Origin of the sequence: Nocardioides exalbidus (assembly GCF_900105585.1) — a bacterium.
GTDB classification, from domain to species: domain Bacteria; phylum Actinomycetota; class Actinomycetes; order Propionibacteriales; family Nocardioidaceae; genus Nocardioides; species Nocardioides exalbidus.
The window spans coordinates 3498714-3510540 of record NZ_FNRT01000002.1 but is presented as its reverse complement, the minus strand read 5'-3'; the positions used below and the strand labels follow the sequence as shown (position 1 = coordinate 3510540).

Annotated in this window: 14 protein-coding genes and 3 tRNA genes; 4 read left to right on the top strand and 13 right to left on the bottom strand. The window is 71.8% G+C overall.

Annotation, left to right across the window (positions count from 1 at the left end):
* Positions 1 to 140: 140 nt before the first annotated feature.
* The 9 genes from lgt to BLV76_RS17135 all read right to left on the bottom strand — a co-directional run bounded on the left by lgt (position 141) and on the right by BLV76_RS17135 (position 6634).
* Positions 141 to 1043 (bottom strand): prolipoprotein diacylglyceryl transferase, encoded by a 903-nt coding sequence (gene lgt / locus BLV76_RS17175; RefSeq protein ID WP_245734724.1) that lies wholly within the window; start codon positions 1041 to 1043, stop codon positions 141 to 143.
* Positions 1043 to 1648, bottom strand: coding sequence for an SCO family protein (locus BLV76_RS17170; RefSeq protein ID WP_139306613.1), 606 nt, complete (start codon positions 1646 to 1648; stop codon positions 1043 to 1045). Before BLV76_RS17170 ends, lgt begins: the two co-directional genes overlap by 1 nt.
* On the bottom strand, positions 1635 to 2441 hold the full coding sequence (trpA, locus tag BLV76_RS17165; protein WP_090970563.1) for a tryptophan synthase subunit alpha: 807 nt from the start codon (positions 2439 to 2441) through the stop codon (positions 1635 to 1637). Before trpA ends, BLV76_RS17170 begins: the two co-directional genes overlap by 14 nt.
* Positions 2438 to 3730, bottom strand: coding sequence for a tryptophan synthase subunit beta (gene trpB, locus BLV76_RS17160; RefSeq protein WP_217630374.1), 1293 nt, complete (start codon positions 3728 to 3730; stop codon positions 2438 to 2440). The genes trpA and trpB overlap by 4 nt, the downstream gene beginning before the upstream one ends.
* Positions 3727 to 4524, bottom strand: coding sequence for an indole-3-glycerol phosphate synthase TrpC (trpC, locus tag BLV76_RS17155; RefSeq protein ID WP_090970561.1), 798 nt, complete (start codon positions 4522 to 4524; stop codon positions 3727 to 3729). Before trpC ends, trpB begins: the two co-directional genes overlap by 4 nt.
* 43 nt (positions 4525 to 4567) lie before the next feature.
* On the bottom strand, positions 4568 to 4768 hold the full coding sequence (locus BLV76_RS17150) for an HGxxPAAW family protein (RefSeq protein WP_090970559.1): 201 nt from the start codon (positions 4766 to 4768) through the stop codon (positions 4568 to 4570).
* A gap of 66 nt (positions 4769 to 4834) precedes the next feature.
* Entirely contained in the window at positions 4835 to 5452 is a 618-nt protein-coding gene (locus BLV76_RS17145) for a Trp biosynthesis-associated membrane protein (protein ID WP_090970557.1), read from the bottom strand.
* A complete protein-coding gene (gene hisI, locus BLV76_RS17140) occupies positions 5445 to 5807 on the bottom strand; it encodes a phosphoribosyl-AMP cyclohydrolase (RefSeq protein ID WP_090970555.1) in 363 nt (120 codons plus the stop codon). The genes BLV76_RS17145 and hisI overlap by 8 nt, the downstream gene beginning before the upstream one ends.
* Positions 5804 to 6634, bottom strand: coding sequence for an aminotransferase class IV (locus BLV76_RS17135; RefSeq protein WP_090970553.1), 831 nt, complete (start codon positions 6632 to 6634; stop codon positions 5804 to 5806). Before BLV76_RS17135 ends, hisI begins: the two co-directional genes overlap by 4 nt.
* Before the next feature lie 149 nt (positions 6635 to 6783).
* On the opposite strand from BLV76_RS17135, the gene BLV76_RS17130 reads away from it, so the two are divergent.
* The 3 genes from BLV76_RS17130 to BLV76_RS17120 all read left to right on the top strand — a co-directional run bounded on the left by BLV76_RS17130 (position 6784) and on the right by BLV76_RS17120 (position 7059).
* Positions 6784 to 6856 (top strand) — tRNA-Gly (locus tag BLV76_RS17130).
* Positions 6857 to 6894: 38 nt separating this feature from the next.
* Positions 6895 to 6965 (top strand) — tRNA-Cys (locus tag BLV76_RS17125).
* 19 nt (positions 6966 to 6984) lie between these two features.
* A tRNA-Val gene (locus BLV76_RS17120) sits at positions 6985 to 7059 on the top strand.
* A 231-nt stretch (positions 7060 to 7290) separates the two neighbouring features.
* Here the strand turns inward: BLV76_RS17120 and BLV76_RS17115 are convergent.
* Together BLV76_RS17115 and BLV76_RS17110 are read right to left on the bottom strand one after the other, a co-directional pair.
* Entirely contained in the window at positions 7291 to 7917 is a 627-nt protein-coding gene (locus tag BLV76_RS17115) for a sulfotransferase family 2 domain-containing protein (RefSeq protein ID WP_281246170.1), read from the bottom strand.
* A 41-nt stretch (positions 7918 to 7958) separates the two neighbouring features.
* Positions 7959 to 8585: a sulfotransferase family 2 domain-containing protein gene (locus tag BLV76_RS17110; protein ID WP_175539718.1), complete on the bottom strand. Its 627-nt coding sequence runs from the start codon at positions 8583 to 8585 to the stop codon at positions 7959 to 7961.
* 61 nt (positions 8586 to 8646) lie between these two features.
* On the opposite strand from BLV76_RS17110, the gene BLV76_RS17105 reads away from it, so the two are divergent.
* The gene (locus BLV76_RS17105) at positions 8647 to 9681 is read left to right on the top strand and encodes a glycosyltransferase family 61 protein (protein ID WP_175539717.1); all 1035 of its coding nucleotides are present in this window, start codon (positions 8647 to 8649) and stop codon (positions 9679 to 9681) included.
* A 30-nt stretch (positions 9682 to 9711) separates the two neighbouring features.
* Here BLV76_RS17105 and BLV76_RS17100 read toward each other — a convergent pair whose 3' ends face one another.
* Positions 9712 to 10707 (bottom strand): potassium channel family protein, encoded by a 996-nt coding sequence (locus BLV76_RS17100; RefSeq protein WP_090972871.1) that lies wholly within the window; start codon positions 10705 to 10707, stop codon positions 9712 to 9714.
* Between the two features lie 95 nt (positions 10708 to 10802).
* Complete coding sequence (locus BLV76_RS17095) at positions 10803 to 11768, bottom strand: YihY/virulence factor BrkB family protein (RefSeq protein WP_090970547.1); 966 nt, start codon at positions 11766 to 11768, stop codon at positions 10803 to 10805.
* Positions 11769 to 11827 lie beyond the last annotated feature (59 nt).

The window sequence follows — 11827 nt, the reverse complement described above, 5'->3', positions numbered from 1 at the left end:
AGGCATTCTCCCGTCGTCGTCCCGGCGTGCCAGCGCGCGGCGCTGGGCAGGTCACGGGTGGTGGGCGTTACCGCTGGGGACGACGTTGGCCCGAGCAGGACGGAATCTATCACCGGCCGACGCCGGTGGAGACCAACGTGTCAGGCGGTGGACCCGGTGGTCTCGTCCTCGGACATCTCGTCGCTGTCGGGCTCGCGCGTCCGCACGGTCTCCTCGCGGCCCGGGTGCCGCTTCGACGACCACGCGAAGTAGATCGCGGCGGCGACGAACAGCACGATCGAGGTCCACACGTTGAGCCGGAGGCCGAGCACGTTGTTCATCTGGACCTCGTCGATCCGCATGTTCTCGATCCACCCGCGCCCGGCCGTGTAGAGCATCACGTAGAGCGCGACGACCCGGCCGTGGCCGATCTTGTATCGCCGGTCGAGCCAGATCAGGACCGCGAAGGCACCGAGGTTCCAGAGGCACTCGTAGAGGAACGTGGGGTGGTACGTCGCCACGTCGAGGAGGCCGGCCTCACGGTGGTCGACGTCGATCTCGAGGGCCCACGGGAGGTTCGTCGGTCCGCCGTAGAGCTCCTGGTTGAACCAGTTGCCCCACCGGCCCATCGCCTGTGCGACGAGGACGCCGGGTGCCAGCGCGTCGAGGAGCGGTGCCACCTTGATCCCGCGCGTGCGGGCGCCGATCCAGATGCCGACGGCGCCGAGCGCGATCGCGCCCCAGATCCCCAGCCCGCCGCGCCAGACGTAGAGCGCCGTGACCGGGTTCTTGCCCTCCCCGAAGTAGAGCTCCCAGTCGGTGATGACGTGGTAGAGCCGCCCGCCGACCAGGCCGAACGGCACCGCCCAGATCGCGAGGTCGCTGACCTCGCCCGCGATGCCGCCGCGCGCGACCCACCGGCGCTCGCCGATCCAGATGGCGGCGACGATGCCGAGGATGATGCACAGCGCGTAGCCGCGGATCGGCACCGGGCCGAGGTGCCAGACGCCCTGCGAGGGGCTGGGGATCGTCATGAGGGTCATCAGGGGCGACACGGTGTTCATCATCCTTCGTCGAGCAAGGTCGTGACGTCGCGGGCGAGCTGTGCCTGCGACACGTCGTGGTCCCACATCATCGGCGACTCGTCGTCGGCGTCGATGGCGTACACCCGCGTGCCGTGCGTGACGTCGTAGCCGCCGCTGGGCAGCTTGTCGCCCTTCTCGATGCCCACGGCGAGGCTCTTTCCCACCTCGATGATGTCGGGGAGGTCGCCGGTGAGGCCGATGATGCTGGGGTCGAACGCGTCGACGTAGCGGCCCACGACCTCCTCGGTGTCCCGCTGCGGGTCGGTGGTCACGAAGACCACGTCGAGCTCGTCCTTCTGCTCGTCGGTCAGCCGCGCGAGGGTGCCGGCGAGGGTGGCCATCACCTGCCCGCAGATGTCGGGGCAGTTGGTGTAGCCGAAGAAGACCAGGGTGAGCGGCTTGTCGGTGCTGTCGGTGAGGGAGTACGACGTCCCCTCGTCGTCGACCAGCGGGACCGGGGACACGGCGAACGGCGGGTCGAGGACGGTGCCGGTCATCTCGCCGGAGTCCGCGCCCGCACCACCGGCGCACGCGGTGGCGAGGAGCACCACGGAAAGGACGAGCAGGGACCTACTTCTGCGCACGCCGCACGCCTTCGGCCAGGTCGGTGGTCAGGGCACGCAGCGCGGCGAGGCCGGCCGCCTCGTCGCCCGCGTGGTCGAGCAGGCAGCGGACGAAGGCGGAGCCGACGATGACACCGTCGGCGTAGGACGCCACCTCGGCGGCCTGGTCGCCGTTGCTGACGCCGATGCCGACCGCGACCGGCACGTCTCCGCTCGCGCGCACCCGCCCGACGAGCGGGCCGGCGAGGTCGGACGAGGCGTCGCGCGCACCCGTGACCCCCATGACGGCGGCGGCGTAGACGAAGCCGCGGCTCTCGGCGGCGGTCATCGCGATCCGCTCGTCGGTCGAGCTGGGGGCGACGAGGAAGACCTTGTCGAGGTCGTGCGCGTCGGCGGCCGCGATCCACTCGGCGCCGTGGTCGGGGGTGATGTCGGGCGTGATGAGCCCCGCTCCCCCGGCGCTCGCGAGGTCGGCGGCCCACCGCTCGACGCCGTAGCGCTCGATGGGGTTCCAGTAGGTCATCACCAGCGTCGGCACGCCGGTCGCGGCGACCTGCTCCACGACGCGGAGCACGTCGGCGGTGCGGATCCCGCCGTCGAGCGCGGCCTGCGCCGCGGCCTGGATCGTGGGCCCGTCCATCACCGGGTCGCTGTAGGGCAGCCCGATCTCGATCGCGTCGCAGCCGGCCTCGACCATCACCTGCATGGCCCTGGCCGACCCCTCGACGCTCGGGTAGCCCGCCGGGAGGTAGCCGATCAGGGCCGCGCGCCCCTCGGCCCGGGCCTGCGCGAAGGCGGCGCTCGTCGACGTCACTGCTGCGTCACTCCCTCGACCACCTCGAGGTCGGCCTCGGGGCCCTCCTCCGCGTCACCCAGCCCGAACCACTCGATGGCCGTGCCCATGTCCTTGTCGCCGCGTCCGCTGAGGTTCACGATGATCGTCGCGTCGGGGCCCTTCTCCTGGCCCAGCCGCTTCGCGACCTCGATCGCGCCGTGGATCGCGTGCGCCGACTCGATGGCGGGGATGATCCCCTCGGTGCGGCTGAGCAGCGCCATCGCGGCCATCGCCTCGGCGTCGGTGACCGGGGTGTACGTCGCCCGCCCGGTCGCGGCCAGCAGCGAGTGCTGCGGGCCGACGCCGGGGTAGTCGAGACCGGCCGAGATGGAGTGCGACTCGACGGTCTGCCCGTCCTCGTCCTGGAGGACGTAGGTGCGCGCACCGTGCAGCACGCCGGCCTCGCCGGCGTGGATCGTGGCCGCGTGGCGACCCGTCTCCACACCGTCACCGCCGGGCTCGAACCCGTGGATCTCCACGCCCTCGTCCTCGAGGAACGCGGTGAAGATGCCGATCGCGTTGGAACCGCCGCCGACGCACGCCGCGACTGCGTCAGGCAGGACGCCGTACTGCTCGAGGCACTGCGCGCGGGCCTCGTCGCCGATGCCGCGGCAGAAGTCGCGGACCATGCTCGGGAAGGGGTGCGGTCCGGCCGCGGTGCCGAAGAGGTATGCCGTGTGGTCGACGCTGGCGACCCAGTCGCGCAGCGCCTCGTTGATGGCGTCCTTGAGGGTCGCGCTGCCGGACTCGACCGGCACGACCTTGGCGCCGAGGAGCTGCATGCGGGCCACGTTGAGCGCCTGGCGTCGCGTGTCGACGGCCCCCATGTAGACGGTGCAGTCGAGGTCGAAGTAGGCAGCCGCCGTCGCGCTGGCCACACCGTGCTGGCCGGCACCGGTCTCGGCGATCACCCGGCTCTTGCCCATCCGCTTGGTGAGCAGGGCCTGGCCCATCACGTTGCGGATCTTGTGCGCACCGGTGTGGTTGAGGTCCTCGCGCTTGAGCAGCACGCGGGCGCCCACGGCCGCGGAGAACCGCTCGGCGTGGTAGAGCCGGCTCGGGGTGCCGGCGTAGTCGCGCAGGATCCGCTCGAACTCGCCGACGAAGGCCTCGTCGGCCATCGCGTCCTGCCACGCCACCGTCAGCTCGTCGAGGGCGGCCACGAGCGCCTCGGGCATGAAGCGCCCGCCCCACGTGCCGCCGAAGTAGCCGCGGTCGTCCGCGTCGTACCTCCCCGGCTCCTGCTGGGTCTGCTGGGTCTGGGTCACGGTGTCGTCACTCCTGTCATCGCACGGACGGCGGCCTCGGGGTCGCCGTCCTTGACCAGCGCCTCGCCGACCAGCACCACGCCTGCTCCTTCGGAGACGAACCGCTGGACGTCGGGGACGCCGGTGATACCGCTCTCGGCGACCTTGACCACGTCGTCGTGGATCTGGGGCGCGAGGCGGCCGAAGACGCCGGGGTCGACGTCGAGGGTCTTGAGGTTGCGGCTGTTGACGCCGATCAGCTCGGCGTCGAGGGCCAGCGCGCGCTCGGTCTCGGACTCGTCGTGCACCTCGACGAGCACGGTGAGGCCGAGCTCGCCGGCCTCGTCGTGGAGGCGGCGCAGCGTGTCGTCGTCGAGTGCCGCGACGATCAGCAGCGCGAGGTCGGCACCGGCGGCGCGCGCCTCGACGAGCTGGTAGGTCTCGACGATGAAGTCCTTGCGCAGGATGGGGGTGTCGACCGCCGCGCGGACGGTGCGCAGGTCGTCGAGGCTGCCGCCGAAGCGGCGCTCCTCGGTGAGCACGGAGATCGCGGCCGCGCCACCACGGGAGTACGCCGTCGCGAGCGCCGCGGGGTCGGGGATGTCGGCCAGCGCGCCCTTGCTCGGGCTCTTGCGCTTCACCTCGGCGATCACGCTCGAGCCGCGCGCACGGAAGTGCGGCATCGGGTCGCGCGGTGCGGGCGCGTCGGCGAGGTGGGCGAGCAGCTCACCGAGCGGGAGGGCCGCCTCGCGGCGGGCGAGGTCCTCGCGGACGCCGGCGATGATGTCGTCGAGCACGGTCCCGGTCGCAGGCATGCGTCAAGCCTCTCACCCGGGACGTGAGGTCCCGGGCCCGGGATCAGTGCTCGGACGTGGCAAAGCCGAGCTTGGCCAGCACGAGGTAGAGCGGGAAGGCCACCACGGCGATGATGATGCCGATCCAGAGCAGGGTCCTCTGGGTCGGGACCTGGAGGAGGGCAACGCTGCCGACGACGAAGCCGAGCATCGCGACCGACACGGCGGTCCAAGCAGCGGGGGTGTTGCCGTGGCCTGCAGCCATCGTGGGTGCTCCTTCGTCGGATCTTCGGTTGCGCGCCGAAGTCTAGGCCGTGGGACGGGAGGGCGGTCAGGCGGTGGGGTCGCGGCCCTCATCGAGGGCCTTCCAGATGTCGATGTTGTCGGCGGGGAGCCCACCGTCGTCGTGGCCGTCGCCCGCCGCGCCGCCGGTCGGGGCGTCGTACTTGGTGCCCATCTCCGGCCACGACGGCACGAGGCGCACGGCCGCCGCCGTGGCGAGGACGGAGAGCACCGCGCCGACGGCGGCTGCGGCGTACCAGGCCGTGAAGGACGTGCTGGCGGTGTCGCTGCCGGAGAGCTCGACCAGGGTTTCGGCGAGCTTGGTGGGCAGGCTGGAGATCCCCTCGACGACCGTTGCGGCCACCCCCAGCGAGGCGACGAGCGCGAGCACGGCCACCACCCGCCGGAAGCGGCCGCGGGAGACGAGGACGACTCCCCAGCACGCGAGGACGACCAGCGCGAGCGCCAGTGCGAGCGGCGACTCGCTCGAGCTGCCGATCGACCCGCCGGCGATGGCCACCGTGGCCTCGGACCGCGAGTCGAGGTTGCCGCTGCTGCCCACCACCCACGGCTTGCTCCCGGCCACCGCGGCGGCTCCTGCCCCGGCGAGGCCGAGCAGGACGACGGGGCCGAAGGTCCGGCGCGGACCCCTCGTGACCTCAGCCATCGACCCAGTGGACCAGGTCGGCGTCGAAGCACGTGTGGTCGCCGGTGTGGCACGCCGCGCCCACCTGGTCGACCACGAAGAGCAGGGTGTCGCCGTCGCAGTCGAGGCGGACCTCCTTGAGCCACTGGACGTGCCCGGACGTGTCGCCCTTGGCCCAGTACTCGCGACGCGAGCGCGACCAGTACGTCGCCCGGCCACTGGCGATCGTGCGGGCCAGCGCCTCGTCGTCGACCCAGGCCAGCATCAGCACCTCGCCCGAGCCGTGCTGCTGCACCACGACGGGCACGAGGCCTTCCGCGGTGTGGCGCAACCGCTCGGAGATCGCGGGGTCGAGGGAGGAGTCCTGGGTCGTCACGGCTCCATCGTCTCAGCCTCGCGGGCGGCCCAGGTCGTCGCACACCGCTGGGTGTGGGGGCCCGGTGCCGGGAGCTCGCGGTCGTCCCACCGCGAGATCGCCTGCACGTCGCGGGTCGTCGACACGAGGAAGGCCTCGCTCGCGTGGGCCAGCACGTCGGCGAGCGGCTCGTCGACCTCGCGCGCACCGCACCAGTCGATGACGAGCGCGCGGGTGACGCCGGCCAGGCAGCCGCTCGCCAGCGTCGGGGTGCGCAGCTCGCCGTCGACGACGTAGAAGACGTTGGAGCCGGTGCCCTCGCACAGGTTGCCGGCGGTGTTGGCGAACACGGCCTCGGTGCCGCCGCGCTCCTTCGCGTGGGCGAGCGCCACGACGTTCTCGGCGTACGACGTCGTCTTGAGGCCGGCCGTCGCGCCGAGCTCGTTGCGGGTCCACGGGACCGTCACGACGGTCGTCTCGCTCGCCGCGACGTCGATGGCGCTGTAGGCGACCGCCAGGGTCGGCGGACCGCCACCACGGCCCGACCCCATCGGGGCCGGACCGGCGGTCCAGGTGATCCGCAGCCGCCCGATCGGGTCGTGCTCCGCACCGTCGGCGAGCACCGCCGCCACCCCGCGTCGTACGACGTCGAGGTCGGGGGCGGGCAGCCCCAGCCCGGCGGCCGAACGCTCGAGCCGGTCGAGGTGACGACCCAGCGCGAACGGCGTGCCACCGAGGGTCTTGACCGCCTCGAACACACCGTCGCCCACGGTGAACCCGTGGTCGGTGACTGCGACCGCCGCCGCCGTCGGGTCGGACATCAGGTCACCGTTGAGCCACGCGCGCATGCCTTCACTCTAGGGCGTGCCTACGCTCGGAGAACGCGCCGCGAACGCGGTCTGAACACGCGAGGCGGGGGGCCGATTTTGGACCCGCCGAACCCATGTACTACTGTTCCACTCGCACTCAGGGCCGGTGAAACGGCACGGAGATGCAGGCGGACATAGCTCAGTTGGTAGAGCGCAACCTTGCCAAGGTTGAGGTCGCGAGTTCGAGTCTCGTTGTCCGCTCGGAAGGTCTCCCCCGTTCATTTCGGATGAACCTCCACGGTGGGTTGGCCGAGAGGCGAGGCAACGGACTGCAAATCCGTCTACACGGGTTCAAATCCCGTACCCACCTCGCACAGAACTCAAGACACGGGCGATTGGCGCAGCGGTAGCGCGCTTCCTTGACACGGAAGAGGTCACTGGTTCAAACCCAGTATCGCCCACCACACGAGAACAGCCCCCGGTCCGCGGAAGCGGATCGGGGGCTGTTCTGCATGCTGCTTGGAGCATCGAGCGACACTGGACCCACCCCGCTACACCTCGAGTGCGCGAGCCGGTCCGAGGTCAGCATCGGCTACGGCCGCGCAGGGTCCGGCCAGGCGGCATGCCCCCTTCGCTACAGCCTGGCCGGGCCCACCCCGGGCTCAGTCCGGTCCCAGCCCGGTCCCAGCTCGCGCTCAGAACGTGTAGCCGAAGCGGTCGATGTCGGCGGCGTAGACGGTGGAGACCTTCTCGCGCGCCGCGTCGGTGAAGTAGTCGGCGTAGTGCCCGTGGGTCGAGCTGTTGCGCCGCGGCGGAGCCTTCGGCTCGACGCCGAGGCGCTCCTGGACCACGGCGAGGTCGGCGGCGAAGTTCTCGGTGCGGCCGATGAAGTCCACCTCGCGGCCGTGGGCGGCCGAGGTGAGGTAGGCGAGCTGGGGGCGGCCGAGGCGCGGCCACTCCTCGGTGCCGCGCAGGACGAAGTCCTCGAAGTCGGCGTACTCCCCCACCGCTCGCCACATCTCGTTGCCGCGGTTCTTCACCGCCTCGGGCCCGCCCTCGGCGAAGCGGCGGCCCCAGTCCTCGATCATGGTGTACCAGGACACCATCCGGGCCCACGGGTTGCGCACGAAGCCGTAGGACCAGTACGTCGCGAGGTCGGGCTCGGAGTCGAGGATGCGCGCCAGGGGTGCGTGCCGTCCGCGGCGCGGCTCGACCTGCTTGCGGGCGTCGGGGCAGGCCCGCCGCATCACGCCCTCGGCCGACACCCCGCCGGTCTTGGGGACGTGCACGAAGAGAACCCGGTGGGAGTCGCAGACCAGCACACTGGAGGCTATCCCAGCCGAGCGGCCCCGCTTGCACCCCCTCAGGCGTAGCCGAACACCTCGTGGTCGCGGGCGTAAAGCGCCCGCACCCGCGCCGCAACGGCGTCGGTGACCTCCACGTCCCGCGACGACAGGCCGCCCCCGGCACCGCTGTCGAGGGTGTGCGGGACCTCCGTCGGGAGGTGCAGTCCCGAGTGGTCACGCAGGTCGGCCATCGCTGCCTCGAGGCCGTCCTCGAGCCGGTAGACACGTGCCTGCGGGAGCACGAACTCGTGCTGGGGCCGCAGGTGGTTGTCGAGCAGGGACGGGTTGGCGGCGAGCCGGTCGAGCACGTCGTCCGTCCACGCCTCGACGTGGCTCGCGCGGCCGGCCTCCTCGTGCCGCTTGTTGCGCATGACGTACTCCGACCGGAAGCGCAGCAACGGGTCGCGCACGACGAGGAAGACGGCGTCGAAGCGGCCGAGCCGCAGCAGCTCGGTGAGGAGCGGCGCGTGCAGGTGCTGCGGGGAGATCCGGTGCAGCCGGCTCTGGGCCGGGTGCGTGTGGGGAGTGGCGCGGAGGCCGACGTCCCAGCCGGCCCGGATGAACATCCGCTCGACGCTCGTGCCACCGGTCTTCGGGACGTGGACGAAGAGGATGGAACGCCCGTCCCGGGTGAAGATCGGCACGGGCGCCACCCTAGTGGAGCGCCTGCTCACGACGTCCGGCCCGCCCGACATAATCGGGCCCATGTCCGCCAGGAAGAGGATGTGGTCCCGCCGCCCGTCGTGGGCCCCGGCCACGCCTCCCGTCGAGCCGCGCCGTCCGCCCCGACTGCTCACGGTCGACGACGCCTACCTCTCCGAGGTCGCCACCGGCGACCTCGCCACGGTCTACCACCTCGACCAGTGGTTCCGCGGGGCCGTGTACGACGCCGAGGACACGCTGGTGACCGCGTCCCAGAAGCTCCTGGGCAACCCGCGCGGCAAGCGTGTGGCCGCAGACCCGGAGCGCGTGGTCCGCCGCGACGACGCGGACGCGCTGTCCGGCACCTGGCTCTACGGCGGTACCTGGGCTTCGGTCTACGGGCACTTCCTGGTCGAGACGCTCACCTCGCTGTGGCCGACGCTGGACGAGCGCCCGGCAGGACTGGTCTTCCACTCCAGCTTCGGCCGGCACCGCACCTCGGACTGGCAGCAGCGCCTGCTCGAGCTCGCCGGCTGGGGGGACCTGACGATCCACGTGGTCGACCGGGCCCGACCCGCGCACGCCGACCGCCTCGTCGTACCTGGTCGCAGCGTGGCCCTGCACGCGTGGGCGCACCCCGAGGCGCGCGACGTGTGGCAGCGCATCTCCGCCGGGCACGCCGAGCGGGGCGGCCCCGAGCGCGTCTGGATCTCGCGGACCGCGCTCAACGCGGCCCGCCGCGCCGAGGGCCACCGCCGGCCGATCCGGACCACGGCGGAGGAGGACCGGGCGCTCGACGACGCCTTCGCCGACCGCGGCTTCGAGGTCCTTGCGCCCGAGACGCTCACGATCGACGAGCAGCTGGAGCGGGTCGCCCCGGCCCGGGTGATCGCCGGGCTGTCCGGATCAGGACTGCACCAGTCGGCGTTCATGGCACCCGGCGGCCGGGTGCTGGAGGTCGGCGACGGACGCTCGGCCGAGGAGCCGGTGGCGATGCAGGTGGCGATCGACGCAGCGCTGGGCCACGAGCGGGCGTTCGTGCCCGGCGGCACCGGCAGCGAGGACGTCAGGCGGACGCTGCGGCACCTCGGGCTCTGAGGGGTCTCTGGGGGCCTCTGACGGCTCCGCTCAGTCGTCGTCCTCGGCCAGCTCCTCGCCGTGCGTGCCGGGGCGGGGTGCCCAGGGCAGCTCCTTGGCGGGGCGCACGACGATGAGGCGGTCGCCGCGCGCGAGCAGCGAGACCACCGGGTCGAAGTAGCGGTAGACCTTCTCGTCGCGGATCACGGCGATCACCTGGTCGGGCAGCCGCTGCGGCTGCTTGCCGACCTCGTTGACGAGCAGGTCGCGCTCGGCGACCTCGAGGCCCTCCCCGTAGGTCATCAGGTCCTCCATGACCGAGCCGAGCATCGGCGACATCGACGACAGCCCGAGCAGGCGGCCGACGGCGTCGGAGGACGTGATGACCGAGTTGGCGCCGGACTGGCGCATCAGGGGGACGTTCTCCTGCTCGCGCACCGACGCCACGATCCACGCGTCGGGGTTGAGCTGGCGCACGGTCAGCGTGACGAGCACGTTGGAGTCGTCGCGGTCGGTCGTGATGATGACGTGGGTGGCCTTCTCGACGCCGGCCTGGCGCAGCACCCCGCGGCGGGTCGCGTCGCCCGCGATGCCGACGAGCTGGTCGCGGTTGGCCTCCTCCATCGCCACCACTCCCGGGTCGACGACCACGATCGAGGCGCGGTCGTAGCCGTTGCTGACGAGGGTGTCGATCGCGCTGCGGCCCTTGGTGCCGTAGCCGACGACGACGACGTGCTGGTCCATCTTCTTCCTCCACCGGGAGACCCGGAACATCTCGCGTCCCTGGGAGGCGAGGACCTCCAGGGTGGTGCCGATCAGCAGCACCAGGAAGGCGATGCGGGCCGGGGTGATCACGACCGCGTTGATCAGTCGCGCTTGGGCGTCGGCCGGCGCGATGTCGCCGTAGCCGGTCGTGCTGAGCGTGACGGTCGTGTAGTAGAACGCGTCGAGCAGCGTCAGCTGGCGGTCCGGGTGGGCGTTGTCGCGGTAGCCCTCGCGGTCGAAGTAGACCAGGAGCACGGTGCCGACGAGGATCGCCAGCGCCATCAGCACGCGGCGACCGAGCTCCCACCACGGCGACCGCACCCGGTCGGGCAGTGACACCCGGCCCACGCTCGGGTGGTTGGTCGCGGGTTGCACGGTCAGGAGTCTCGCACGCTGATCCGGTCCCGCAGGCGCTGCACCAGCTCGAGGCGGGCGCGCGTCGTGTTCTTCTGCGGGAAGACCGTGTCGAAGGCGGCGTTGACCGCCGCCCCGATCAGCACGGCGAGGGCGAGCAGGTAGAGCCAGAGCAGCACGGCGATGGGGGCGGCGAGGGGGCCGTAGATCGAGCGCGACTCGGCGGCCGTCACCGTCAGCACCCAGCGCAGCAGGGCGGATCCGGCGATCCAGCAGAACAGCGCGAAGGCCGCTCCCGGCAGGTTGAAGCTCCAGCTCGTCCGCACCGGCACGGACACGTGGTAGAGCGTGGCGAGGAAGCAGATCGAGATCAGCAGCACGACCGGCCAGTAGAGGCTGTTGACGAAGTCGAGGCGGTCGGGCAGCAGCTGGTCGACCAGCCCCGGACCCGCCACGACGAGCGGCAGGCTGATCGCCCCGGTGATCATCGCCATCACGTAGAGCACGAAGGACAGCGCGCGGGTCGCCACGATCCCCCGGTGCCCGCCGAGCCCGTGCATGATCGTGATGGTGTCGACGAAGACGTTGAGCGCGCGCGAGCCCGACCACAGCGCGAGGACGAAGCCGATCGAGATCACGTCGTAGCGGCCGCCGTCGAGGACGGTGTCGATGGTGGGCCGGATGATCGTGTTGACGGCGCGCTCGGTCAGGGCCTGGCGGGAGATCTCGAGGACCGCGTTGCGGACGTCCTCGATCTGGGCGGTCGTGAAGCGGTCGCTGACGAAGCCGATCGCACCGGCGAGGGCGAAGACGAGGGGCGGCACGGAGAGCACGGCGAAGAACGCCGCCTCGGCCGCCAGCCCCGTCACCCGGTGGCGCAGGCACGACCCGACAGTGGTGACGACGAGGCGCCAGACGTGCTCGCGCCATCGTCGTACGGCAAGCGCGGTCCGGCTGGGCGCAGGGGTCTCCTCGCTCGCCTCGGCCATGCCTTCAACGCTAGTCGAGCAGGCGCCCACCAGCGGTTTCCCCACGCCTTACGGTGGGG

What these genes read in the sequence shown, in the direction of transcription:
- lgt (WP_245734724.1), bottom strand. Translation starts at nt 1,043, where the DNA reads ATGAACACCGTGTCGCCCCTGATGACCCTCATGACGATCCCCAGCCCC.
- trpC (WP_090970561.1), bottom strand. Translation starts at nt 4,524, where the DNA reads ATGCCTGCGACCGGGACCGTGCTCGACGACATCATCGCCGGCGTCCGC.
- BLV76_RS17150 (WP_090970559.1), bottom strand. Translation starts at nt 4,768, where the DNA reads ATGGCTGCAGGCCACGGCAACACCCCCGCTGCTTGGACCGCCGTGTCG.
- BLV76_RS17145 (WP_090970557.1), bottom strand. Translation starts at nt 5,452, where the DNA reads ATGGCTGAGGTCACGAGGGGTCCGCGCCGGACCTTCGGCCCCGTCGTC.
- BLV76_RS17135 (WP_090970553.1), bottom strand. Translation starts at nt 6,634, where the DNA reads ATGCGCGCGTGGCTCAACGGTGACCTGATGTCCGACCCGACGGCGGCG.
- BLV76_RS17105 (WP_175539717.1), top strand. Translation starts at nt 8,647, where the DNA reads ATGTCCGCCAGGAAGAGGATGTGGTCCCGCCGCCCGTCGTGGGCCCCG.
- BLV76_RS17100 (WP_090972871.1), bottom strand. Translation starts at nt 10,707, where the DNA reads ATGGCGCTGGCGATCCTCGTCGGCACCGTGCTCCTGGTCTACTTCGAC.
- BLV76_RS17095 (WP_090970547.1), bottom strand. Translation starts at nt 11,768, where the DNA reads ATGGCCGAGGCGAGCGAGGAGACCCCTGCGCCCAGCCGGACCGCGCTT.